The following is a 24304-nucleotide window of genomic DNA, read 5'->3' as shown; positions in this document are numbered from 1 at the left end:
GTTGGTGCGTGGCGGGTGCAGCATCCTTAGAATACCCCCCGAAACTCGACGTTTGGGGGTTTAATTGGCAGCCCTCAAGACCTCGTCCAGCGGGTGCCGCCCTGTCGACTGCCATCGGCGCTGACGGAAAGCTGTAATTTCCTTAAATTGCTTCTAATAAACACTTTGCGACACGGTAATTCGCCGGCCAACGGCGACGCGTAGAGTAGCAGATACGGCAGCTGTCGAGTGGTCCTTGCCTAGTTCCAAATATTCCCCCCACACCCAGTGTCAGGAAGTCCCTTTACGAGGCGTAAGTACAGTAAGAGACGGCCCATATTCGTGGCGCACGCGAACTCCTCGCGTCCGCGAAGTTGGGATTGAGTTCGATGAGAGCGAACAGTTGTCTCTGCACGACGACCGACATGATGTTGAATAAACGTGCATACATCCTGACGCTTACCTTGTCCTGGGGGACGGCCCTTGCGCTGTTGGTAAGCGCTGCCCAGGCGGATGTAGGTTGGATTCTGCAATCGGGCACCAACGTCTCGCTCTCGGGAAACGTAGGTACAGTTCAGGTCGATGCCAGCGGTAATCCCGTGCTCGATCCGCAAGGAAATCCCACCTATCTCGAAAGCTACAACGTCGTTCAGCAGACCGATCCGGGCACGACGTTAGCCGCCGGCTTTGCGAATTCTCTCACGTCATCGGCAAACGGGACGTTCCAGACTTCTGGAAGCAACTTCCTGTCATCGTTCAAGGTATCTTCATCGTCGGCGAACCAGCTGATCACGGTCCTCACGAACAATGGATCATGGTTGCCGGGCGCCGCTGGTGCGGCTCCGGCAAATGCGGCCTGTACGCTGCACACGACGCCCGCCGGCGCGAACGGTGGTGACGGTGGCCGCGTGGCCATCTCGAACACCGTGGGCAATATCACGACGAATAACGCGGCCATCCCCGTTACAAATGGCACGTTCAATGCTTCGGCCGCGGGGATCACCGGATCGACGCAGCTAGCCATCTGCTACGATGGGAACGATCTGCAGGTCAACCCGTCGCTGGCATCTGGACCCCAGCTGTACAGTACGTATTTTGCCCCAGGTACTTCTGGCGCCGGCGGCGGCACAGCAGGCGCTAATGCCACGATCACGCGTGGCACGGGAGCCACTTCCTATCAATACGTTTTATCGCTGCCCGTCCAGGAGACCATGCAAGTGCGCCAAGGTGCCTTGAATGTCAACATGCAGTTGACGTTCATGTTCAAGGCCGTCGCCAACCTAGTGCCCGGCGATGTCAATTTTGACGGAGTTGTTAATGGTCTCGATATCAATGCAATCGCATCCAATTGGGCGCACCACGGGAGCCTGGTCTCCGGGGATGCTAATGGCGATGGCATCGTTAATGGTCTCGATGTCAACATGCTGGCCAGCAATTGGCTGCATTCCTCGGCTGCCCTGCCGGAGGTATCCGCCAACTCGGCTGCCACGTTAGCACCCGCGCCGGAACCAAGCACCGGATTGATCTTTGGCGTGGGCACTTGTGGATGGTGGCTGCTTCGTCGGCGTGCGCGACGCCAGGCGGCTTGATCACGACGCGACCGGGGTTGGTCCATATACCCCCCCGGTTGTCTCGAAATCGGCAAATAGAATCTTCTTGACTTCGCCATCGGGGGTCATTACCCTACCCCATTAGAACTAGTTGTTCTTGACGGGGTGAATCGCCCCATAACGGCAGTTTGTTTTTTCGCGAGTAACGCTACTCAAGCACGGCAGCCAGTGAAAATCATGAAAAGCCGATCCACCCTCGCGCTCTGTATTCCGCGCTCTGTAAGCTGTGTGCTTCTTGTCGCTGCACTGTGCTTCACATCGATTACTTCCTCTTCGGCGGCGCTGCTGACGACCGGCAGCGTGCTGTTCCCAGCCCCGGCAGGACCGAATGTTGGCGGCGGCCTGGTCGCTGGTCCCCTAGTAAAGACCTTCTCAACGTCCACGTTCTCGGGAGTTCTCACCAGCGAGGTATTTACTAACGATCCAACGAATCCGTTCGGCTTGACCGACATGACGTTCGTATATCAGATTCTGAATACCTCGCCCCAGCCGCTCGACGACATCGCGAGAATGACCGTAGGTAGCTTTAGCGGCTATTTGACAGACGTCGTCTTCGTGGCTGGCACCGGAACTTTGGCCCCGGCTTACTTCGATCGTCCGACCGACAGCACCGTGGGGATTTCCTTTGCGCCGGCTCCGTTAGGTTCGGGAGTCATTCTGCAAAGTGAAAGTAGCGATGTCTTGATCATCCACACCAATGCGACGACGTTTCACTTCAACACGGCGTCTCTTATCGATAGCACGACCACGAATCCTGGCCCGCAGACCTATGCGCCGATTGGAACTCCGGAACCAAGCACATTCGTGTTGGCGGCAATGGCCGTGCTGGGATTGCTCGCCATCGCGCGCCGTCGCAAATAATTCCGCGCGAAATGCTGCCTGCTGGTCAGCGGCTGGGCGTCCTTCTAGAAGGCCCACGTTTGATTCGTAGGCTCTCTGAGGCGATCGGTCGCCTGCAAGCATACGATGACTTAACGTACGCCGACTTCCAGGATGCCCACGTTCCTTGATCGATTTTCGTGACAGACTGAGTGACGAGAAAACTCGCAATCAAGGGGCTTCGAAACGCTTCAGGCTACGACGCCGCAGAGGCGCCCCCACCACCAGTTCCTCGGCCGCAACGTCGTGGATGACGTCGATAAACGTGAGCTGGCATTGTGCGTTCGAGCAGCGGTATTCGAGTTTCATTGATGCGAGTTTGGATGCTTGCGTATCCATCCCACTCTGTGCAGGGAGCTCGTAGGCCGGAAGACAGGCGACGAGCGTGCACGCCGGATTTCCGCACTCGGGGCAGCGTATGCTTGATTTGCGCGGCAACATCTCGACCCGCTCCTTTCGGCAGGCAAGTTGTTCAAGCATCGCCCCTGGCTAGCTCCGATTTGCACCGCCACGGCATGTTCAGAGAGCACCCTCTTCCGTCCCAGCGGCAAAAGCCCTGGACCGCCGGCCCGCACACGTGGGCAAGCTCGCGAACCGGCGGCCCCGAGGCAGTCCCCTTCCAGGCTGTTACCGTTACAGTAAGAAGCGAATACCTCTCTATCGAAACGAAATATTTCTGATATGAACCTACGGTGATCTGCCTGTCGTCAGATTGCGAAAAGAGAAACAAACGCCTTGGTCGTTCGCACCTGCGCGATGGCCGTGCCGCGAGGATAATCGCCTACGGCCACACGCAGTCTGTTTACCGCTGCGGTGGGCGGCCTGACAGACAATCGACGCTTTGATGCATCGTGGAATGCCCCGTTGTTCTGTGCGGCGCACAGGGGCTGATTGGGCGACTTCCAACCACGAGGTAAATTCGCGATCAGGCAGGACGCTGCAAGGTATCGTGGGCCCAAAGCATCAGATCACGTAGTCCGTCGGGTTGTCGCACGCCAAGATCACCGGCCCGCTGATGGATGCGAATAATGATCTCGCAAAACTCGAACACGTCGCGCGCCCGAGCCTGTAAGGTCTTGCGCGATGGCGGCATTCTGCTGACGTAGTGATCGAGTCGATCCATGCTGAGAAGCGAATCCCGAAGCGTTGTACGCTGCACTGGCGGCGTTACCTTCGGCACTTGTGACAACGCGCGAAATCCCCCATATGCGGACGAGCTGAATTCTGCGGCGTTTCGGCCCCGGTCTAGCAACTTTGCCAAACGTACCATTCCCATGTCAACAATGTAGTAGGGTCATTCGCACGTGGGCGAATACTCGCTGACATGCTCCAGGGCCGAATCGCCTGACTGCAACGCGCGTGCGATTTTGGCAGCTTACCCAGCAGTGCGCTAGCTGTAACGGCAGATTATTTCAATTTGCTTTCTCCCCTTTTTTGTTCCACAGCGCGGCGGCGCGGCTAGCCCTACCTATCTGAGCAAAGTCTTCTGCATGGAGCGGTTCAGACTGTCGAGAAATCCGCCGTGGTCTAGTTCGCGTATATGCCCACGATCGGCCGTGAGAAGGTCCAACATTTTGTCAGGGGACGCAGAGTGATTTCATCGGATGATGGCGTGGTTCAACAGGCAATCGTTCTCGACGGACTGGTTTATCACATTACCCTCTGTGCCGAGTTCGGCTGGTATTTTGCTTCCTGGACTTGTTTAAACTGCCCCTTGCAAGATCGTTCGACGATGCATGGCAACACAGTCGACGAGGCGATGGCTCAGGCCCGGGCCATCCTGCAGGACCATCATCGCCGCATTCATTGCAATGGTCAGCAAGCGGAATCGGCGATCCCACGTGGCCCCTGATCCTCGGGCGGCTTTTTTGCCGACCGCAGCGGTTAACATGTGCGACTGTGAATCTTGATGTGGGCTGTCTGCCAGAGGGGCGGCATACCGGGTCGCCAAGTTGCTGCCGCACCTGGCGGGATGCTTTGCGCGACGATCGTCGATTACTTTTTCGGCAGCTTCGTTGGCACCTGGTTTTCTCTCTGCGATTATGTCGTCAGTCCCTCCACCGCTACGTACTCGACAAATTGGACCACCTTGATCCATCGCCTACTCGCATTTTTCTGGGCAAGCATGTAACCTCATTAACCCCATCGTATTTTCGCGACTCGTAGATCCTGCTGTCTTGTTAGGGAGACCAGCATGTCGAAAATCGGAGGACCTCCGTGCGCTCGCCGCCCGCGGTGGGTTTTCTGGTTGGCGGCCTCGTGGTTGGCGATGACCGTGTTCGCCATTGGGTTGGGCTGGCAAGTACAGCACATCCGGCAACGGCGACAGTTCTTGCAATGGATCGAACGGCGCCAGCTTGCCTGTGGAGACGAGCAAGTATTTGTAGATCCGGCGCCGGCCGGGCACGCCAAGATTCCCTTCTGGAGAAGATGGCTCGGAGATCATGCGTTCGACGAGATAGCACTGCCCTGCGATTCGACGCCGAGCGACGACGAAAGGGCCAAGGCATTATTTCCAGAAGCAATCGTTCGACGGCCCCTCGAATAGGGACGGGCCCTCGAACCGGCGCATTGAGTCGTCCAGCACGCCGTTGGCGGGTCTCTTGATCGGTGGCCGGAACCCTGCAGCAGGCCTATCCATCTTTTGCTTCTGTGCAGCCGCGACGACCGCCCGCCGTCCTACGCCCGGGACGAAGCAATCGCCCCAATCAGCAGGGACACAAAAAATGGGCCGCTAGGTGAGGCAAGCACCTAGCGGCCCGGGTGCCGCGAGGTCGCTAATGAAAACCCCGTAGCGCATATGTATACGCCAATAGGACTGTGCCCCTGACAATTTAGCTCGAGACCTTTTGGGAATCGCGTCCGACAGTCCCGACCGGTTGCGACCGGCTGAGGAATCCGTGAGAAAAGACAGCGAACCCTGCTAGCGCATACAAAAAAACCGCCAGGGGCTAAACGGGGCTGGTCGTTTGGCCCTGGCGGCTTGACGCGGCGCGCTACGCGCAACGCGCAAATAATCATTTATGCATGGCGCGCTTCTAGCCAAAGGCGGGCGTCGTATGGTCTGCGTTCCGCCACGTTGGCATTTACGCGATCAACACAGTGGTCTTCCCTCCCACGGCAAGGGAATCTGTCGTTCACGGAAAATCCTGACCGCCTCGCATTGCAGCTGGGATAGCGAGTCGATTTCCCAGTTCTTGAGATGCGTGGCATTCGACTGAATTCGCACCATCGCCACGCAAAAGCCGAGTGTGGCGCTGGCTCGCTCGATGTCGTCCAGGCCGCCGTAGTATTGCCCGATGCGATTTGCCATGTCCGTGTCCTTTCCGTGGAGTGACGAATAGCAAATCGCGCGCCAGACCGACAAGGCAATGAAAAGATGGGGCCGTCAGGCGAAAGGTAACGTGGGCCGCGCGGCGGCCTCGCGCAAGGTAAGCACGATCAAGTCGTCGCGACCAGACAGAGCGCGCAATCGTCAGCTTCCTGGATTGGCGCGGGCCAGGACCACAGTCCGGCTGCGTCGCCCATGGACGAGCCTACTTGGAAACGATAAATCGTCGCTCTACTGGCGTACGTCGTAGCACACGATCACGTCCCCTTCGCGGACGTACAGCTTGCCGTCAAGGACGACTGGGTGCGACCAGCTCGGGCGTTCGCCGCTGCCTGGCACTTCAAAATGGCCCACCTCCTCAAACGCATCGGGCGAGGCCTTCACTAGAGTCATCGTGCCATCGGCGTAGTGGATGTACAAATTGCCGTCAGCCGCTGCTAGCGAAGCCGAGTCATGCCCGGCGCCTCGCGACCTCCATTTTACATCACCCGTCAGCAACTCGGCGCAGTAAGGAATGCCACGATCTTCCGAATCGCCGTACAGGTAATCCCCCACCAGGACGACCCCGCCGTGTTTGTTTCCTAACTCTTTCTTCAGTGGGTAGATCTCTTCCACCGTAATCTCGCCCTCGGCACCGGGCACTTGCTTTAAGAGAGCGCCCCCGCGGCCGTAACCGGCGACAAAAAAGACCAGGTCATCGCGAACGATGGGTGTGGGAATAACAGCCGTGGTTTGTTCGATGTCGAACGTCCAGAGCAGCTTGCCATCATCGGCGCGGACGCCCATGGCTCCGCTGCCGGTCGCTTGCACGTAAACGCGTGTCGCACCGACGTGGGCAACGACAATCGATGAGTGCCCGGCTCCGCGATCCTCTGGACGCGACGTTGTCCAGCGTGTCTGGCCGGTCACTTTATCCAGCGCCACCATCGTATTGGCTGGTCCACCTGGCGTGCATACGAGCCTATCGCCGTCGACCAGCACAGACTCGCTGTAGCCCCAGCCGTCGGCCTTCTTGCCTTGAAATTCCTTGGCCAAATCTTTGCGCCAAAGCTCCTGCCCATCGGTGCTGCAGCAGACCAGAGCACCGTGAGGCGTGACGACATAGACGCGATCGCCGTCGACCGTCGGCGTGCTGCGCGAGCTTTGCCAGGTGGGTTTGCCCTCATTCCATGCCGGACCCGTTTTGGTCTTCCACAACTGCTTGCCATCGGCCTGATCGAAGCACACCAGGTATTCGTGTTCGTCACTGGCCGTGGAAGGGGCGTCGCCCAATGTGTAAATCCGGCCGTCGGCGATCGCCAAGCTCGAATAACCGCGCCCAGCACCGGCTGTCTGCCAGATCAACCTTGGACCGCCATCGGGCCAGGCCGTTAGTAACCCCGTGTCGGGTGACGCGGCCGTACGCTGCGAGCCACGAAAAGTAGGCCAGCCAGTTGTCGGCGATCCTCCTCGCCCACTTTCCACCAGGCCAACCATTAAAGCGCACGCCGCCGCAGTTCGCATCACTCGAGGAAACATCAAAAGCCTCCCAACTTAGTTAATAAGTGCGCGCCTGCCGTCCCACAAAGCGCAGCCCGTGTATATCTCTTATTGATTGAACATTCCTAGCTCTGGCCTGTAGAATATGTGCTGCCAAGCGGCCCACCAGATAAAGTGCAGTAGTGCTGACGGTCGCCTTGCAGGCTCTTACGGTGGGATGGCGGGAGGCTCGTGAGCGGGTGTCCAAAGGCGAACGACGTACCAATAATGACTATTGTACGGGATCAGGCAACTTGTTGGCCACCCAGCGGCGACCGATCAGAAGCCCTTACCCTAGGCAACGGCCGAACGCGGCCTCCGCAGAAAGGCCGGACGCGTCCTCACTATTGTTCAATTCGGCGCTACGGTCGCCCGCAAACTGGCTGTCCGAGATTGGCGTCGGCCCGCGTACTTTGCCGGGGACGGACAAGCGCGCAATCAAGTCATCGCGGCTGAGAGCATTTCGCAAATCGACGTGGGTCAGGAAATAGAGAGCCTACCAACTTGCGAACAAACGAACGACGTTATCAAGCGGCAGTTCTAACCCGACGGCGAGCGGTTGGTCGCGTGACGAGCGTCGGCGCAAACGATGCACACTTGGACGTCCCGCTATGCAGTGGGTGAAACCAAGAGATACACCTGTGGGGTCGTCGGCTGCAGAATGCACTTGGCTCAGCCTTCAGGACCGTTTCGAAACAGACATTCCGATCAAGGATATACGTCTTGGTAACACAAGTGCCACCGGAGATGACCTGCGAGTGACATCTCACGGCCTTTTCGGCAACTGTAGAGCATTCAGGGTCGGCACAGCAGCTTGGTATATCTTGATTGCACGCTTGCGTTAGGCGGTCCGGTAACATCTGCCATGCACACACAGCCCCACATCAGGACTGGTTGACGATCCGGCAAGACTTACTCAGCAGACGCCCCCTTAACTCGACCAACGATTCCTACGGAGTTCCCCACGATCATGGCGAATGATTGGACGCTACTCAACGCTACTCAGGACATCTATCTTGCCGCCGCGCTGGGACTGCTGAAATCAACACTGGATGAGTACGATCCTCTCAAAGTCAACCTCCTCAAACCCAAGATGCAACAGCCCACGGTGACTGCGTCTAAACTTCTTGGATTATATGTGTACTCGTACGCTGATACGTCAGATCCGGTTCACTTATCGACTCCCCTGGCAAGTGCATTCTTCTTCCTCCGGCAAGTTCATCGACCCAAAGGTTCGAAAAACGAAGATCCCGCGTATTGTTTGTCAGTCGGTGCAGATGGGACCTTAGATGTAAATGAGCTGAAGCAGGCCCTATCAAACGTGTGCAACATGATGCGTCGCAATACCGCGGTAGGAGGAGACAAAGCTAACCTCGAAATCATGCACACGAAACCAAGGCCTTTGTTCCACCGGCCTGGCACTAACCTTGAAACGGCCTACAACGATTTCATCAAAGCTACGTCTCCGCCAATGCTCGAATCGAAAGGGGCCAAAGGCACCATCGACGTTATATACCCATGGACAGATCCGTCCACCACGACGATTCTTACCTGGTGGAACATTAAAGAGAAGTGAGTTACCAGGCAGCACGTAGAGTAGGCAGAGCCAAACCATCGGTCGATAAAATCGCCGTGGCAACGGCATCATTTATCAATCGATTGTCGCAGTAGACTTCAAACGTCTGAGAAACTGACGTTAACGAATGCTTTATACTGCGGCTAGATCGCGCGTGGGTCCGCGTAAATGCAGTTTTAGGCTGGAAGACGGCCATCTTTCAAAGAGGGCCATAGTAGGCTGGATTTGTTCTGGGATAATCCTGCGTGCTGCTACGCGCGGTCAAACCGAATTGCGATGAGGCGGCGATGCCTGACATGGAAGACCCTCGGCCACGACAGAAAGTCGGGCGCAAGACCTCGCAATCGAAACTGTAATGCCGTGCACAGGTAAGCTGAGCCGACGTTACCGAACCGAGAAATGGGCAGATAATCAACTTTATCTGCCCATCGCATCGGAAATCACACCGCTGGCTCGCCCGGCGAGCTTCTTTGATCGCCTGGGCGGGAAGATCGACGCCCATCTCAACCCCGGCTCCGCCTTCTGGCAGGTGGGGGTCAAGTAGATCGTGACACTGGCGATCTCGGACGATGTGATAGGCGATCATCAAGAATGCGTCTTCGAGCGCCGATTCAGGCCTTTCCGGTATCCAAATCGCCAAGGGTACCGTCGGTCGGTTGCATGAAGATTCAAATAGTCGCCAGGCCAGCCGGTCGCCTTCTGTGAGCAGCAACTGTTGGACTGTGCCCGCGGCAAGGCCGCCACGCCGTGACGTCACTTGGCCTACTAGGATTTGGCACGTGCAAGTCGACATAGAAGAGTTTCGCCGTCGAATCGGAATGCTCTAGTCCACCGTAGTCAAATGCGCTACCGGGGCGACGCGTTGCAACAGCATTCGAAGCTCGAAACGGGCGGCCCCGGCTTCATGCCGCAGCACATACCGTCGTGCGTTGCACAAACGACTACGCCACGCGTCGAAGTCGGTCGTCGTTGCCGCTTGCGCATCCAGTACCTGAAGACATTGGTCCACCATTTTCAAAGCGGACGGGAGCCCTGCGTGCTCGTCTGCAATCTCTAAGCAAATTGCTAATTGCCTACCAAGCCCCGAAACCGTCGTCGGTCCATCCGCCTTGGACATCGCGATTTCTCCAAAATTCGCACCGGGCTCCCGTCCGGGGGTCGTCTGCCCCGACCGACACTGGCCCCATAATCACTTACACGCAAACCGCGGGCTGACCCCGCCAAAGGATTTTGCAAGGTGCGCCCGTCGGTCGATTCGAAGCAGCTTTTCGCGTCGGGCCGACAGCTTTCTCTCGGATCGTGCCCCGCAGGAATCAGGGATACCTGGCGCCCTGCGGGCGTCTTCCCGCGGTGAAGCTGTCGTCGGATTGGCGTACTGGCAATGCGCCGACTACGATGTAGGCCGCCGCATCACTCTGCTGGGGGGTAACGCAAGTGGAATCGCATTCGGTAACAAGGTGGATTGCACAGGTGAAGGCGGGCGAATCGCTCGCCGCCCAGCGCATTTTCGAGCGGTATCTGTCGCGGTTGGTGCAAATTGCACGCTTACGTCTTGTCGGCAGTCCCCAACAAGTGGCCGATAGCGACGATGCCGTCATCGTGGCATTCGAGAAGTTCCTGCGATACGCCAAGGAAGGCCGATTTCCTCAACTGGACGATCGCTTCGACCTGTGGCAGGTGCTGCTGCTGGTGACGGATCAAACCGCTATTGATCAGCGGCGCCGTATGTCTGCGGAGAAACGAACGGCGAACCTGGCCTCGTTCTCGACGATGGACCACCACGATGAGGACCATTCTGAGTCCCCCTGGCAGCCGGCATCGCCTGATCCAACTCCTGACTTTGCCGTCGCCACGGCCGAACAATGCCGCCGCTTGCTAGGGTTGCTTGATGACGGACTGCGGCGGATTGCCGTGGCAAAGGTCCACGGGCTCACGAATACCGAAATCTCACAGCAGGAAAAGCTAAGCCTCCGCGGCGTCGAACGGAAGCTGCACATTATTCGCAAAATCTGGTCGGCCGAGATCAACACATGAGCCGCGACGACAGCACCAGTTTGCAATCAAACGAGTCGCTCGGCGTGTTGCGGCACGTAGACGACGTTTGTACTCGTTTTGAACGCACGTTGGGACATAGCACCGCGCCGAGCATCGAAGAACTGCTCGCCAGCGTGGATCCCGGTCTGCGCGAACGGCTATTACGCGAGTTGCTGGCGCTGGAAATGGACTACCGAGCGCAAACGGGCGAAGCGTTGACGTTGGAATATTACCGCGAGCGATTCCCTCAATCTGGCCCCTTGGTCAAATTCCTGTACTACGAATACTTTGTCCCTGCCCACATTGCCGAATACTCGATCCAACGCTTGCTGGGACGAGGAGGTTTCGGCGTCGTATTTCAGGGTTGGGACACCAGGCTCATGCGCAACGTCGCCCTCAAGCTGTTTCGCCGTGACCCGTTGAAACCTCGCAGTCGGCACGGCGGCCTGCTCGCCGAGGCCCGGTCGGCCGCCCAGCTAAGGCATGCGGGCGTCGTCGCGGTCCACGCCATTCAAAGCGATGCCGACGGCGACGAGTTTCTGGTGCTCGAATATGTCGATGGCCAGTCGTTGGAAGAGGTTTTGCGCAGTGAACAGATGTCGCCACGCGATGTCGCCCGCGTAATGCTGGAAGTCGTGCAGGCCCTGCAACACGCACACCAACAGGGGCTAATACATCGCGATCTCAAACCAGCCAATATCTTGCTCGATCGAGAGATGCGCCCCCATGTGACAGATTTCGGACTGGCCGTGAGCTTCGCCGCTCTTCCGCACACGCAGGAGTTAGCTGGCACCCTTGCCTACATGGCGCCCGAACAGGCTGCCGGCGAGACGCATCGACTGGACGCGCGAACGGATCTGTGGGCCGTAGGGGTGATCCTGTACCGGATCCTGGCGGGTGCGTTGCCATTTACAGGTCGAACTTCACAGGAGTTGCTGTCGGCAATCTGCCATACCGAAGCGGCGCCCGTGCGCGACATCGCGCCCCAGGTACCGCCAGAACTGGCACGTATCATTCAGCGGTGCATGGCAAAACGGATCAGCGAACGATACGCATCGGCCGCCAATCTGGCCGATGATCTGGCCGCCTTTCTAAGCGGCAAAAACGAGAGCGATGTCGCTACGGCAGACGCGGAAGATTCGACTGCGATAATCGTACCCAAAGGGCTGCGGTGCTTCGATGGTAATGACAGAGATTTTTTCCTTGATCTCGTCCCTGGCCCCCGCGACCGTTACGGCACGCCGTCCGCGGTGTTGTTCTGGCAACGTCATTTGCAAGAGGTTGATGCCCACGAGACATTTCGAGTTGGTCTCCTTTACGGTCCGAGTGGTTGCGGCAAGTCATCGCTGGTCCGCGCCGGCATCCTGCCGCGGCTGCCGCGCACGGTGAAGGCCATTGTGGTCGAGGGCGCGCGCGACGAAACGGAACTGGTGCTAATTCGCGAGCTGCGCCGACGCTTTCCCGAAATGTCCGCCGATCTTACGCTGCCCGAGATGCTGCACGAACTGCGCGAAGGACCGTGGCTGGCCGAGGGCGAGAAGCTGGTGTTGATCTTTGACCAGTTCGAGCAATGGTTGCACGGCTGGCGCCGTGACGGCGCCGCGCAGCTGGTGGAAATGCTACGCCAATGTGATGGCGCCCGCGTTCAATCGCTGATCTTGGTGCGCGACGATTTCTGGATGCCGGCGACGCGATTCTTTCAAGAGCTCGATGTGCCACTCGTTGAAGGTTTCAACACCTGTGCGGTCGATCTTTTCGACCGCACGCACGCGATCAAGGTACTAGCGGCATTCGGCGTGGCCTACGCGCGGCTCGATGCCAAATCCTGGCGGCAGCCGGGGCCGCAGAGACGATTTCTGGAGCGGGCGGTCGACGAGCTGACCGAGGATGGCTGGATCGTTCCCGTCCGACTGTGCATTTTCGCCGAGATGATCAAGTCGAAGCCGTGGTCGCCGGCCACGCTAGAAAATGTTGGCGGGGCGCAGGGGCTGGGGGCGGCGTTTCTAGAGGAAGCGTTCGACGGCCGTTCGGCGCCCCCCATGTATCGCCTGCATCAAAAGCCTGCACGGCAGGTATTGGAAAGATTGCTCCCCCCGCCGGGCAACGATATTCGCGGACATCTGGTGGCCGAATCCGAATTGCAGGCCGTATCAGGATACGAAGGACGGCCGGAAGAATTTGCCGCACTGCTGCGCTGTCTGGATCAGGAGCTGCGCCTGATAACCCCCTCCGACGCCGAACCGGTCCTCGTGCCTGCCGACGACACGACTTCGCACGATCACACGTCGCCGCGCGTGTACCAACTTACTCACGATTTTCTGGTGACCGCCATCCGCGGCTGGCTGCACCATATGCGTCGGCGTACTCTGCGCGGGCGCGCAGAGTTACGACTTGCCGACTACGCCGACGCCTACTCGGCGCGGCAGGAAACGCGGCAGCTCCCTTCCTGGTGGGAATGGCTGAGCATGCTGATGCTTACGCAATCGCGCCGCTGGCGCAGTGCCGAGCGGACGATGATGCACCATGCCACGCGTCATCACGCCTTGCGGATCGTGCTCGTGGCAGGCGCGGCCAGCCTGGTCGGGCTCTTTGTCTACGATCGGTTCGAGGGCGTCCAGGCCGACGGTCTATTGCAAGCTTTGGTGACGAGCGAAAGCCGCGACGTACCCCAGGCTGCCGCTCGGCTCAGCGAACATCGACGATGGACCAGGCCCCGCCTGGCGGCAAGGCTGGAGTCGCACCCGAATGACCCAGGTCAACGCGTGCGGATACTGCTAGGCCTACTTGCCGTCGGAGAATCTAACACTGACGAATTGCTCGAGCGCTTGCTGGATGCCGACCCGCCGATGGCGGTGGCGATTGCTGACCTGCTGCTTCGTTACGACCAACTTCCCCAGGCAGAGACGCAATTGTGGTCCGTGGCGAAGGACGATCGTCTGCCTCCGACGCGACGATTGCACGCAATCGCGGCGCTGGCCCGTCTCGATCCGGCCGCGCGCGCGGACCAATGGCAGACGATAGCCGCTGCGGCTGAATCTCTACTCTTGCGCGATGTCACGGAAAATCCCGGGCATTTCAATGCCTGGGTCGACGCATTGATGCCGGTGCGAACGTGGTTGACGGGGCCGTTGCGTCAAACCTTTGGGGGCGCCGCGAACCGAGAGGCAGATCGCTTGCTCGCCGCCAACATTCTCGTTCAGTACGTCGCCAACGAAACTCCGGAGCTCGTTGAGCTCGCCTTGCAATCGACTCCCAAGCAATTCGACATCTTTGCCAGAGCCCTCGAGAGGCATGCCGACATTTCCCAACCCCATTTAATCCAAGAGGCTCAAACGGTGATTCCCGCGGATGCCTCGGAAGAAGAGAAAGATCGGCATGCGCGGCGGCAGGCGAACGCAATTTTGTTGTTGAGGGATTTGGGCCAGGAACAGATGCTCTGGCCCTCTCTGCGGCATTCCCCGGACCCGCGCGTACGCAGCTTCCTCATCGATTATCTTCGTCATTTTCTTTCCGCTCCGGACCAATTCGTGCAGCGGCTTGGCCACGAAGAGGATGCGGGCGTTCGGCAGGCAATCATTCTCGTGTTGGGAAGCACACCGAAGGCGCGGCCTGGAACTGAGCAGCAGGCAGGGCTGGTAGAGTCGCTGCTGCGCGTCTATCGCGACGACGTCGACTCGGGTGTCCATAGTGCTGCCGAGTGGTCGCTACGACGGCTGGGACACGAAGCTAAGCTCAACCAGGCGGTCGCCGACCTGGCGGAAGTTGGAATGCGAGATTTGTACCGGTGGTACGTGACAAAGAACCGCATCACGATGATCATTTTCGAGCGACCCGGCTCGGTCCAACTGGGCTCGCTCTCAAGCGAATCTGATAGGGACGGTTCGGACGAGTCGGCCTGGACCTGCAATATGGACTGGTCGTTTGCAATTTCCGCCACCGAGATAACTCAAGCCCAGTACATTGACGTTTGTCCGACGTACAAGGAGCCCTTCAACCAGTTTGCCCCTGAGCGCGGCAGTCCGGCAAACGCCGTCCCCTGGCTCAACGCGGTTGAGTTCTGCCGCTTGCTCAGCGAGCGGGAAGGGGTGCCGCAGGACGCGATGGCGATTCCTCCCGTTGAAGAGTTGAAAAGGATGCCGTACCCCGATTTTCATGCACGCGCAGGTTATCGCCTTCCCATCGAGGCAGAATGGGAAATCGCTTGCCGTGCCGGAACAGTTACACCGCGATTTTACGGTTATGATCCTAATTTACTTTCGCAATACTCGTGTTACATTAACGATTCCAGCGGCCAGACTTGGCGAGTCGCTTTCGGATTACCGAACAGCGCGGGGCTATTCGACGTCTTGGGCAACATCAGCGAATGGTGCTATGACAGTTTCGTCACTCACCCTGTCCGGCTCCCGACATCTGCAGGATACTCTCCCCTTGCACGCTACGCGCTACGCGGTAACGACTATGGCGCGAAAGCTCGCACGCTTCGCGCGGCCAACCGTCGGCCGGCCTTGTCAGGAGATTTGCAGTACTCAATTGGTTTTCGCATCGCTCATACGATTCTTTCCAAAAGTGTGGACTAACAACGTCGTAAACAATCCACAATACGAAGGATGCTATGATGGCGTCTCCGACGCTGCCCAATAACTGGGACGAAGTCACCATCGCTAACCCGCGCTATTTGTCGGCGTCATTAACACTGCTGCAAGGCAGCTTTCCGAAGCGATATCGGCATCTGAATGTTAGCCGTGTCACAGCGAAAATGGGAGATCGGCACCCGAGCAAAACGGAAACCGTCTCGGGGTTGAAACTCTTCCGGCGAACCGTGTCGCCGGAGGTCCCAACGAGCCCACCTGTCGCCGTTGATATGGCCGCATTCTTTTTTATACGTCTGGTCAGCAACGCGGGTCCGCCAGCGTATTGTCTGTCATTGGGAGTCGACAGCACCGCCGCCGGCGTCGATACCGACGCCATTTATAATGACCTCGTGAAGGTCTGTCAGTTCATGAAAGACTACATTTCAACTCACGCTCCAATCACAGCCATTTCGCTCGATATCGTCAACGAGATAGATCTCGACCAGCCTTCCGGTGGGCCTCCGGCGGATCTTGACGACACGCCTCACGCCAAGGTTATTGGTAAGGCTTATACTAAGGCCCGCGCAGCCAAGAATCTGAGCGCCTCAACTGCCCTACCCGCAAAGAGTTGCCCGTGGCCGTCCGAATTGTACTGTTGGACCATTCAAAATCTGTAATCGAAAGTCTTATTATGCCTGGCCCCAATACGACCCCCGGTAGCTATTCTTTCTTATCTGACCGGCGCACGTGGGCGCTGCTAATTGCGATCATCGCGCTGGGTGGCGCAGCGATTTATTTCTTCCTCCGTTAGCCAGCTAAGGCAGGCACACGCTGATGGTGAGCAGGTGCCTTTGACGTGACGATCCCGAGCATCTCCGCTATTGTCACGGCCCACAACGAAGGCGAGGAACTGCGTCGTACGCTGAATTCGCTGGTTGAAAATACCAGAGGACTGTGCGAAGTGATTGTCGTCGACGACGGCTCCGTCGATGGGTCCTGTCTGGCGGTGGCTACAGACTTGATCCGCGTTATCCGACACGAGCAGCGTATCGGTGTGGCATATTCTCGCGACGAGGGATCTCGCGCAGCAACGGGCGATGTGTTGTGCTATCTCGATGGGCACCACCGCCTGGGCCGCGGCTGTCTCGATCGTTGCGCCGAAGTAGCGATCGAGCAGCGTGCCATCGTTTCGCCCGATATCAAGGGATACGGTCTCGTCGGCTGGCGGTTGCACGGTGCCAACTTTCAGCTTTGCCCGACAAACGGATATTTCTCCGCTCGCTGGCGGCAGTGGTTCCAGTTACCAGGGATTTCGCCTGTGAGTGCCCTGCGGGCTCCGCCCTATCTTATGCCCAGGTCGTTGTACCCTGAGATCGCCTGGAGCAGATCCCTCGGCGGCTGGGGCGCGTCGGAAGCCTCGCTGGTCGTGAAATCCTTCTTCAAGGGAATCCGCATTCTGCACTTTGCGGGTCCGCTCGCGCGGCATCGATTTCAAAGGTCATTCCCCTATGAGACGACGTGGGATGGCGTGTGGCGCAACCACGCCATTATCGCCAGGGTCTGTTTCGACGACTCCACGTGGTTCCGATACTGGCTGCCGAAGGTCTTCGCACCCCATCTAAGCGAAGAAGCACGCCACATCGTCGAAAGCGCCGAGGTGCTGGCCGAGCATCAGGAGTTCCAGGCCTCGAAGAAGCGCACCGATCGGCAATTCTGGACCGACCTATCACACACGGCGCCGCCAGCCGGCATATAACCACGCTGCCCTCGATAACGGTTCCGTGTGTTGCGCGTTGTCGAGCGCGAGCGACCGCATTCGGCGTTACATGGGGAAGGTTTCGAGCGCATCCCATAACCATGGTTGGGTCCATGGATTCCAGGTCGGATAGGCCACAGACATGACGGAAAGACCCAACAATGTTGCAGCCAAAATTTGCGACCACCGGCGCTGCCCCGCCCAGTCGGCGACGGGCTGCGCCGCCATGAGCCACAGCGGCGCCATCCAGAAGGCCCAGCGGAAGCCGCTCGTCATGCCACCGTAGTTGCGGTTATCGAGCGGTTGGTAGATGTAAAACGCCACGCACACGATCGACACCGCCGCGATTAATAGGCCCCATTGCCGCCAACCGCGCTCGGCGCTGAAGCACAGGGCAACTAAGCCAGGAATGGTCAAGAGCCAGATCGGCGAAAGTGAGAAAATTCCATGGTGTCCAACGAGCACATGCAGGGCATAGCGGCCCATGGATTCCTCGCCCTGGTCGATCGGGCTGCGGGCTTCGCGATGGGTCCAATAGCTCTCGCGCACCTTGCCATCCTTCATATATTCGAAGGCGTACCAGTTGTCCGTCGGATCGTCCTGGTCGCGGTGCGCATAGGGCATGGTCCAGGTGTGATGCGCCACGTAGTTGGTGCCAAACGACGCGGCCACCACAATCAACGCAGCGGGCACGAACGCGAATATCGTCCGGCGCGGTGCATGCCACGCCACCAGCGCCGTCACGGCGGCGAACAGCGATAGCGCCGGCAACTCGTGGGTGACGGTGAAGGCGGCCAGAAAGCCAGCCAGCGCCAAATACCACAACCGACGCTCACCGTCGATCGTGATCCGCACGCACATGAGCACGGTCGCGAGCGCGGTCACCGCGGCCGGCAGATGATTATTGATCGTGACGGCAAACGTGGAAAGAAAGGTGCCAAACGTGGCGCAGGCCATTGTGAAGATGCGCCCCCAATCGGTGGTTCCCAAGCGATCGGCCATCCGACCCCACAGAATGAAATAGATCACCAGCGGCAGCAGGTTGATCGTCACGATCATGAAGCGGCCGATGGCAAATGGGTGGGTAGCCAGCGTCCAGCCGGTGAGCTTCACGATCAGCCAATACTCCCCCGCCATCAGCGTGGGAAATAACGGCGGCTTGCTGGAATACAGGTGCCCTTCGTCGGGAGCGGGCGCGGCGCGCCCCTGATCGTCGTGCTTCACCATGTCGATCGTGTCCCAATTCGGTTGGGATACGATGTCGTCGATCGCATAGGTGCCCTGCTCAACCAAAGCACGCACCGTGGCCCAACGACTACGGTCATTGGCGCTGAGAAAAGGGCGCTGCTTTTGCCAATCTCTGCGACCTTCGCTCTTAAGGCGCTGCTCAAGCCGAATGTAGTCGAGAGAATCCACCGCCAGGATCCGCCCCAGGATGCCGCCAGTGGCTATGGCGATTAGCAACCAATAGATGCCCCACCGCAGCTGGGACGAGTCATTGTCAGGCGGAGCGTTCATGCAAACTCTTTCCGGCCGGTTGCTCGCGCGATGGGGTTTCTTCGGCGATCGAGTAGGTGTCTGTGTCGCGTCCCTGATAAGCGGTGATCAATTCGGCCAGAAACCCGATCGACATCAGCTGCCCGCCAAGTAATAGCGCGCCGAGCGAATAGAGCGTGGCGGGTCGCTCGTGCAGCGGTGGCAGCCCCAACTCAGGATACATCTGTGTCCGCAGCCAATAGATCGAAAGATAGGTCAGCCCCAAGCCCCCAACCAGGAAACAGAACAGACCCAGCGTGCCCAACAGATGTTGTGGGCGTTGGCCGAATCCGGTCAGAAATTTCACGGTCAGCAGATCGAGAAATCCCTTCACGATACGTTGCACACCATACTTCGACTGCCCGAATCGGCGCGGCCGATGCTGAATGACCAGTTCACTGACTTTGAACCCGCGAGCGTGGGCCAGCACCGGCACAAAGCGATGCAGCTCTCCGTAAAGTCGGACCTCGTCGAAAATCTCGCGGCGATATGACTTCATGCCGCAATTGTGGTCGTGCAGACTGACACCGGTCATAGCACTGACCATCCAATTGAAAACCCGCGAGGGCAGCACCTTGTGCCAGGGGTCGTGCCGGGTTTGTTTCCAGCCGCTGACGACATCGAAACCCAGGTCCATATGATTGAGGAAACGCGGAATCTCGTGCGGATCGTCTTGCAAGTCGGCATCGAGCGTGACGATGCGGTCCCCGCGTGAGGCGTGAAAGCCAGCGCTCAGCGCCGCGGCCTTGCCAAAATTGCGTCGAAAGCGGATGCCGCGCACGCGCGGATCGGCCGCAGCCAGTCTTGCAATTACCTCCCAGGAACCGTCGGTCGAACCATCGTCAATGAAGATGATCTCGATATCGATCTGTTCGGCCGTCGCAACTTCGGCCAGTTCCTGGTGCAATGCCGCGAGGCTGTCGACCTCGTTCAATACCGGAATAACGGTAGACAGCATGCTGACAGGCTCGGTTGAATGTCTGGCGGGTGGCAAGTGAGGTAGGAACGAGTTCGTGCGGGTCTAATGCCTTTGCCTGATGGTTGCAATGGTCTGGTAATGTGTCATGCCCCAGTACCAAGCGTCTCGCTACGCGGGCGCCACTGCTGGCTCGCCCAGGAGTGCCATAAAATCACTATCTTTTAACGGTTACCACCGCGTCGGCAAATCAAATATTGCTGTGAATTCTGCACTCTCGCGAGGGTGTGGACAGGCAATCCGCAAACTCGAAACCATACGGTCATGACCCAAGTCTAGGACCTATCGCCCTGCCGCGTTCCGGAGGTTCGGCCCACAGGATATAGAATAATCGAAATCAGGACTTCCGACAGTAGCCAAACGAGCCGTGCCACGAGCGCACAGACCAAGGCCGGGCCCGTGCCGACCGCCGGCGCCAATAATTCCAGCATCACGGCATCGCGAACTACCAGGCCGCCAGGAATAAATGAAACGAAACCTGCCACAACCGACAGTGCTCCGGCCGCGATCGAGAGGGCAACTTCGTACGGCACGGCATGCGACTCCTCGCCGGCGCTCGCGCAAAGCGCAGCCCAAACGCTAACTCCCACCAGGCACCATCCACCGGCTATCCCGAACCACGCTTGCCCCAGCGCGCGCCAGCCGAGATGGTCGAGCTTGTTGATGGCGTCGGGTGCCGCGCGCTCGATGCCCGCCAGGCGTGCCAGCCGCTTGAAGACGACCGGGATCGTCGGAGCCCCGGCCAATACCATCAGTGCAATCGAGAAGACTACGAGTTGCCACTTATCGCGTGCGGTAATGAGCAAGATTGCTCCGGCGACGAAAGCGCCGGCGGCCATCGTCGTCAACGTCTCGTAAAAGATCGTGGCGGTCGATACCGCGATGCCCACTCCATCACGGCGTAACAGCGCCGTCCGCAAGACGATGACCGTCGCTTTGCCAGGAACGTACTTGCCCAAGCTGCCGACATACCAGGAGCGTATCGTCCGAGCCAGTGGGGCCGGCTGACCAAAGAGACGCAGCAACCGATGCCAAAACAAGGTCGAGGGGAATAGCCCAGCCAGATACGCGACGCCCGACACGATCAACCAACCCGGCCGCAGCGAACGAACGTTCCAATGGTGCCCCTCCAGGTCGGCGAGGGCCGCTTGAATCGTGCGGTGCATGCCCCATAGTACGGCCGTGACCAGCGCGAGCTTGACCGCGGCAACGGCGGCTCGTTTGGCACGGCTTCGGCCGGTTGTCATCACGTCTCCTGAAAACTGTCGATGCCGCAAACGCCAGCGCGGTCGCCATTGTGCCTCGCCCGCCGAAACCGAACAAGGCAAACGCGGCGCGACAATTGTTTTGCGCTTGAAAAAACTGCATTTCGCCGGTCCGGTGCCTCTTGAGCCCGTCGAATCGGCCGTGATGGCCGGTGCTTGTTGGTGCCATCTACTGCCGATGGCCCACAATCTTGTACAATGCGGCCACTCGATTCGCTTTCGTAGTGCGCAAGGAGGCCTCGGCATGTCGCGTATCGTGTCGTTTATCGTGCTCGTGACCATGGTGGTTTTGGTCGGGGCACTGTCGTTCATGGTGATGTCCAGCTTTCTGTTGCCGATGTTTCTGGCGCTGGTGCTGACCGTGATCTTTCGCCCACTGCACAAGTGGTTTATCGCGCGCTCGGCCGGGCACGATCGGGTAGCGGCCGGCCTGACCACGGCTGCGATCCTGTTGATCGTGCTGATCCCGACTTTGTTAATCCTGACGCGTGCCGCGGTCGAGGCGTTCTCGCTGGCGACCGAACTTAAGCCCGAGATTGTGCGCGAGCGTCTGAGCGAATTGCGGCGCGAGTTCCACTTGGAAATGCCGGCGCAACAGGTGCAAGACACGCTCAAGGAAATGTCGGATGATCTGGAACAAATCGAATTCTGGAGCCGACAGCAGGACGGGACAGCCGAGCGGCTGTCGCCGATGGTCGAAAAGTTGCGCCACGAAGAGCAGGTTATTTACGATCAATTGGCCTTGAGCGATCCGCAGAATGACGACCGTAGCTTTACGGTCGAAGCCAGAGAGCACATCGCCACATCCTGGCAAGCGCTCGACAAACAGACCAAAGCGTTGGAACAGCCCTCTCCAGGCGCGCCGGAGTTTACCTCTGCCGTGCCCGGCGTGATGTCGGCCTTCGGCACGTTCCGTGATTCATTGCTCGGTTCGCAGACGGTGGCGTGGCTGCGCCGCCAATTGAATCCCAGTGACGACCAGATCCTCGCCCTCTTAGGCGAACTGCGGCAAATGGCCACGCCGCTAGCGCTGGGGACCGGTGGCCTGATCGTGGGGGTCGGCGTGATGATCCTTTCGCTCTATTATTTTCTAGCCGATGGTCCAGCGATGATCCGCGCGCTAATGCACCTTTCGCCGCTGGATGACCGCTACGAAGAACAGCTGCTGAACGAATTCTCTACGATCAGCCGCGCCGTCGTACTGGCCACGCTCCTATCGGCGTTCGCGCAAGGGCTGCTGGCCAGCATCGGCTACTTTTTTGCCGGCTTCGAAAGCGTGTTCCTGCTGACGGTCGTGACGATGTTACTGGCCATGATACCGTTCGTCGGCGCCGCGGCAGTTTGGGGAGCATGTAGTGTGTGGCTGTTGTTTTACGATCAACGAACCACGGCCGCGGTGGCACTGGCTATCTACGGCGCCTTGGTGGTCTCGATGATCGACAACATCATCAAGCCTATGGTGCTGCACGGGCAGTCGAAGTTGCACCCCTTGTTGGCCTTATTGAGCATCTTAGGAGGCATCAAGGCATTGGGCCCGATTGGCATCTTCGTGGGCCCGATGGGTATGGCATTCCTGCAAGCGCTACTGCACATGCTGCACACTGAGTTGATGGCGCTAGACGATCCGGCGCAGCCGCACCTGGATAGACCAGGATTGCCCACGACCTAACGAGACCGACCGTATACTTCAACAGACACGGACCGTCCATCAGGCCGTTACGCGGGTGATTGACCGTCTTCCTGGCCGAAAGTTGGTCTGCGGGGTAATCTTAGAGGGTGTTCTTTGCGCGTTTTCGTAGGCGCATGCGAACCAGAAGATTTCAGCCTGCCGTCCGAAGTCCATCTCTGGCGGCCGTTTGAACCGCGCAAGGAGCCTGGCGATGAATGGTGTTTTGGCATTGGTGGCGGCAACCGTCGTGTCTATCGACATTGGGTGGCAACCCCGGCCGGATGGCGGCTTCGAATACATCATTCAGATCGAGCCACAAATGCTCGATATGCTCAAAGACGGGCAGGCGATCGGTAGCGAGTTGCCGGCAAATCTGCGAGGGATGCGCAGTTACAAAATCACGGTCGGCAACGCCAAAATTCCGCACGAGGGAGAACCCGCCCCTTTTACGCCCGCGGCGATCGACGAATCGCCCGCTGCTTCTCCGACCGCAGGCCCGAAGGGGACTGTCGCTTCTACGCTTCCGGGGCCTGGAACGATCGCCTCCCCGCCAACGGGCGCCGACGCGCGATCTACTGCCGAGGTTACTCCGCCACCGGTGCTAGAGCCGGATCCCAGCCCACCGGCAATGACACCGCGAATGGCAGGTTACATGGAAAGCCCTGCGGCAGCGCATGCCGGCACCGCCAATGCCGCTGGGGATGAGGCTGGCGCTGTAAGTAATGTCGAGCGCGCCAAGAAAGGCTTTGCGTTCTCGGGGGCGCGACCGTCGATCGGCCACGAGTCAAAAACAAACTCCGATTCCGCAGGGACAGCGTTGCCCGTCAAGGTGCCGGCTCCGCCTGCCGAAGATAAGCACGATCCCAACGCTTCGCACGATATGGCCGCATCGGGTACTGCGGCCGCCGCCGCGCCAAGCATCCCGCCCAGGGGGACTAGCGGTGCAGACAAGTCTGACCCGCCCGCTCCGCCTGAGAGCAAGCCGTGGCTGCCGCTACTCGGAACGGTAATCGTGCTTTTTGGTTCTCTGGGAGCCAATTTGTATCTGGGGTGGAATACGCTGGAACTGCGCAGCCGATATCGTGCGCTTGCTGCGCAATTGCACAGCGGGTAGTAGGCGCTGCAATGAGGAACGCAGGAGAAGTCTTTAGCCGCTGCTTTTCAGAAGTTCGCGCGCGGCTTCGATCGCCTTCTCTTGACCAGCAACGGCCAGGATATCTCCGGCGAGCAATCGTTCGTTGCCCGAGGGGACTGGCACAACAGTCTCTCCCCGGCGAATCGCCAACACGGTAGCACCCGTGACACCGCGTAGATTGACCTCGGCCAATGTTCGTCCGATCGCGGCGCAATGGGGGGCCAGCTCCACCGAGACCGGGGAGCCAAGCCCGACCAAAATCGGATTTCCCTCGGCGACATGATCATCGACGGCAGCAGTTTGTGCGCTCTGTGCCTCGTGCCTGAGCGCCTCGGCAATGGCCTGCGCGACGGCGCGGGTATGTCCCTGAAAGTTGGTGGCGCCGCGCCAAAATCGCAGCGCCAACAATCCCAGCAGGACGAACAGCACCAAGGCGCCTTCGAAACGAGGAAGAAATGGCTGAGTGATC

At 58.9% G+C, this 24304-nt stretch carries 20 protein-coding genes; 12 read left to right on the top strand and 8 right to left on the bottom strand.

Annotation, left to right across the window (positions count from 1 at the left end; translation table 11 throughout):
• The first annotated feature begins 368 nt into the window (after positions 1-368).
• Both VGG64_24130 and VGG64_24125 read left to right on the top strand, forming a co-directional pair.
• A complete protein-coding gene (locus tag VGG64_24130) occupies positions 369-1568 on the top strand; it encodes a dockerin type I domain-containing protein (GenBank protein ID HEY1602715.1) in 1200 nt (399 codons plus the stop codon).
• 198 nt (positions 1569-1766) lie between these two features.
• Entirely contained in the window at positions 1767-2450 is a 684-nt protein-coding gene (locus tag VGG64_24125) for a PEP-CTERM sorting domain-containing protein (GenBank protein HEY1602714.1), read from the top strand.
• A gap of 189 nt (positions 2451-2639) precedes the next feature.
• Here the strand turns inward: VGG64_24125 and VGG64_24120 are convergent, their stop codons facing one another.
• Both VGG64_24120 and VGG64_24115 read right to left on the bottom strand, forming a co-directional pair.
• On the bottom strand, positions 2640-2777 hold the full coding sequence (locus tag VGG64_24120; GenBank protein HEY1602713.1) for a hypothetical protein: 138 nt from the start codon (positions 2775-2777) through the stop codon (positions 2640-2642).
• 616 nt (positions 2778-3393) lie between these two features.
• On the bottom strand, positions 3394-3591 hold the full coding sequence (locus tag VGG64_24115) for a hypothetical protein (GenBank protein ID HEY1602712.1): 198 nt from the start codon (positions 3589-3591) through the stop codon (positions 3394-3396).
• Positions 3592-4059: 468 nt separating this feature from the next.
• Here VGG64_24115 and VGG64_24110 point away from each other — a divergent pair, with 468 nt between their 5' ends.
• Positions 4060-4320 (top strand): hypothetical protein, encoded by a 261-nt coding sequence (locus VGG64_24110; GenBank protein HEY1602711.1) that lies wholly within the window; start codon positions 4060-4062, stop codon positions 4318-4320.
• Positions 4321-4662: 342 nt separating this feature from the next.
• Positions 4663-5016: a hypothetical protein gene (locus tag VGG64_24105; GenBank protein HEY1602710.1), complete on the top strand. Its 354-nt coding sequence runs from the start codon at positions 4663-4665 to the stop codon at positions 5014-5016.
• Between the two features lie 546 nt (positions 5017-5562).
• On the opposite strand, the gene VGG64_24100 is transcribed toward VGG64_24105, so the two are convergent.
• Positions 5563-5781, bottom strand: coding sequence for a hypothetical protein (locus VGG64_24100; protein ID HEY1602709.1), 219 nt, complete (start codon positions 5779-5781; stop codon positions 5563-5565).
• A 249-nt stretch (positions 5782-6030) separates the two neighbouring features.
• Positions 6031-7317, bottom strand: coding sequence for a PQQ-binding-like beta-propeller repeat protein (locus tag VGG64_24095; protein HEY1602708.1), 1287 nt, complete (start codon positions 7315-7317; stop codon positions 6031-6033).
• Between the two features lie 970 nt (positions 7318-8287).
• Between VGG64_24095 and VGG64_24090 the strand changes: the two genes are divergently transcribed.
• From VGG64_24090 to VGG64_24065, 6 genes are all read left to right on the top strand, one after another.
• Positions 8288-8893 (top strand): hypothetical protein, encoded by a 606-nt coding sequence (locus VGG64_24090; GenBank protein HEY1602707.1) that lies wholly within the window; start codon positions 8288-8290, stop codon positions 8891-8893.
• 355 nt (positions 8894-9248) lie between these two features.
• Positions 9249-9437: a hypothetical protein gene (locus VGG64_24085; GenBank protein HEY1602706.1), complete on the top strand. Its 189-nt coding sequence runs from the start codon at positions 9249-9251 to the stop codon at positions 9435-9437.
• Between the two features lie 890 nt (positions 9438-10327).
• A complete protein-coding gene (locus tag VGG64_24080) occupies positions 10328-10927 on the top strand; it encodes an ECF-type sigma factor (GenBank protein ID HEY1602705.1) in 600 nt (199 codons plus the stop codon).
• Entirely contained in the window at positions 10924-15504 is a 4581-nt protein-coding gene (locus VGG64_24075) for a protein kinase (GenBank protein HEY1602704.1), read from the top strand. Before VGG64_24080 ends, VGG64_24075 begins: the two co-directional genes overlap by 4 nt.
• A 38-nt stretch (positions 15505-15542) precedes the next feature.
• Positions 15543-16175 carry a hypothetical protein gene (locus tag VGG64_24070; GenBank protein ID HEY1602703.1) on the top strand — a complete coding sequence of 211 codons (633 nt, stop codon included), beginning with the start codon at positions 15543-15545 and terminating at the stop codon, positions 16173-16175.
• Positions 16176-16354: 179 nt separating this feature from the next.
• Positions 16355-17254, top strand: coding sequence for a glycosyltransferase family 2 protein (locus tag VGG64_24065; protein HEY1602702.1), 900 nt, complete (start codon positions 16355-16357; stop codon positions 17252-17254).
• 66 nt (positions 17255-17320) lie between these two features.
• Here the strand turns inward: VGG64_24065 and VGG64_24060 are convergent, their stop codons facing one another.
• The 3 genes from VGG64_24060 to VGG64_24050 all read right to left on the bottom strand — a co-directional run bounded on the left by VGG64_24060 (position 17321) and on the right by VGG64_24050 (position 21013).
• Positions 17321-18772, bottom strand: a complete 1452-nt coding sequence (locus VGG64_24060) for a hypothetical protein (GenBank protein HEY1602701.1) — start codon at positions 18770-18772, stop codon at positions 17321-17323.
• A complete protein-coding gene (locus tag VGG64_24055; protein HEY1602700.1) occupies positions 18756-19748 on the bottom strand; it encodes a glycosyltransferase family 2 protein in 993 nt (330 codons plus the stop codon). The genes VGG64_24060 and VGG64_24055 overlap by 17 nt, the downstream gene beginning before the upstream one ends.
• A gap of 293 nt (positions 19749-20041) precedes the next feature.
• Positions 20042-21013, bottom strand: a complete 972-nt coding sequence (locus VGG64_24050; protein HEY1602699.1) for a lysylphosphatidylglycerol synthase transmembrane domain-containing protein — start codon at positions 21011-21013, stop codon at positions 20042-20044.
• 262 nt (positions 21014-21275) lie between these two features.
• Here VGG64_24050 and VGG64_24045 point away from each other — a divergent pair, with 262 nt between their 5' ends.
• Positions 21276-22700: an AI-2E family transporter gene (locus VGG64_24045; GenBank protein HEY1602698.1), complete on the top strand. Its 1425-nt coding sequence runs from the start codon at positions 21276-21278 to the stop codon at positions 22698-22700.
• Between the two features lie 211 nt (positions 22701-22911).
• On the top strand, positions 22912-23814 hold the full coding sequence (locus tag VGG64_24040; protein ID HEY1602697.1) for a hypothetical protein: 903 nt from the start codon (positions 22912-22914) through the stop codon (positions 23812-23814).
• Positions 23815-23847: 33 nt separating this feature from the next.
• Here VGG64_24040 and VGG64_24035 read toward each other — a convergent pair.
• The coding region (locus VGG64_24035) for a TrkA C-terminal domain-containing protein (GenBank protein HEY1602696.1) at positions 23848-24304 on the bottom strand (457 nt) is incomplete at its 5' end.

This window comes from Pirellulales bacterium (assembly GCA_036490175.1).
Lineage (GTDB): Bacteria > Planctomycetota > Planctomycetia > Pirellulales > JACPPG01 > JACPPG01.
The sequence above is the reverse complement of the archived record's forward strand: the minus strand, read 5'-3'. Positions and strand labels throughout refer to the sequence as shown.

Excerpts from the sequence above, each read along its gene's own strand:
- VGG64_24130 (HEY1602715.1), top strand. The coding sequence starts at position 369 with ATGAGAGCGAACAGTTGTCTCTGCACGACGACCGACATGATGTTGAAT.
- VGG64_24125 (HEY1602714.1), top strand. The coding sequence starts at position 1,767 with ATGAAAAGCCGATCCACCCTCGCGCTCTGTATTCCGCGCTCTGTAAGC.
- VGG64_24120 (HEY1602713.1), bottom strand. The coding sequence starts at position 2,777 with ATGAAACTCGAATACCGCTGCTCGAACGCACAATGCCAGCTCACGTTT.
- VGG64_24115 (HEY1602712.1), bottom strand. The coding sequence starts at position 3,591 with ATGGATCGACTCGATCACTACGTCAGCAGAATGCCGCCATCGCGCAAG.
- VGG64_24105 (HEY1602710.1), top strand. The coding sequence starts at position 4,663 with ATGTCGAAAATCGGAGGACCTCCGTGCGCTCGCCGCCCGCGGTGGGTT.
- VGG64_24100 (HEY1602709.1), bottom strand. The coding sequence starts at position 5,781 with ATGGCAAATCGCATCGGGCAATACTACGGCGGCCTGGACGACATCGAG.
- VGG64_24095 (HEY1602708.1), bottom strand. The coding sequence starts at position 7,317 with ATGTTTCCTCGAGTGATGCGAACTGCGGCGGCGTGCGCTTTAATGGTT.
- VGG64_24090 (HEY1602707.1), top strand. The coding sequence starts at position 8,288 with ATGGCGAATGATTGGACGCTACTCAACGCTACTCAGGACATCTATCTT.
- VGG64_24085 (HEY1602706.1), top strand. The coding sequence starts at position 9,249 with ATGCCGTGCACAGGTAAGCTGAGCCGACGTTACCGAACCGAGAAATGG.
- VGG64_24075 (HEY1602704.1), top strand. The coding sequence starts at position 10,924 with ATGAGCCGCGACGACAGCACCAGTTTGCAATCAAACGAGTCGCTCGGC.
- VGG64_24070 (HEY1602703.1), top strand. The coding sequence starts at position 15,543 with ATGGCGTCTCCGACGCTGCCCAATAACTGGGACGAAGTCACCATCGCT.
- VGG64_24060 (HEY1602701.1), bottom strand. The coding sequence starts at position 18,772 with ATGAACGCTCCGCCTGACAATGACTCGTCCCAGCTGCGGTGGGGCATC.
- VGG64_24055 (HEY1602700.1), bottom strand. The coding sequence starts at position 19,748 with ATGCTGTCTACCGTTATTCCGGTATTGAACGAGGTCGACAGCCTCGCG.
- VGG64_24050 (HEY1602699.1), bottom strand. The coding sequence starts at position 21,013 with ATGACAACCGGCCGAAGCCGTGCCAAACGAGCCGCCGTTGCCGCGGTC.
- VGG64_24045 (HEY1602698.1), top strand. The coding sequence starts at position 21,276 with ATGTCGCGTATCGTGTCGTTTATCGTGCTCGTGACCATGGTGGTTTTG.
- VGG64_24040 (HEY1602697.1), top strand. The coding sequence starts at position 22,912 with ATGAATGGTGTTTTGGCATTGGTGGCGGCAACCGTCGTGTCTATCGAC.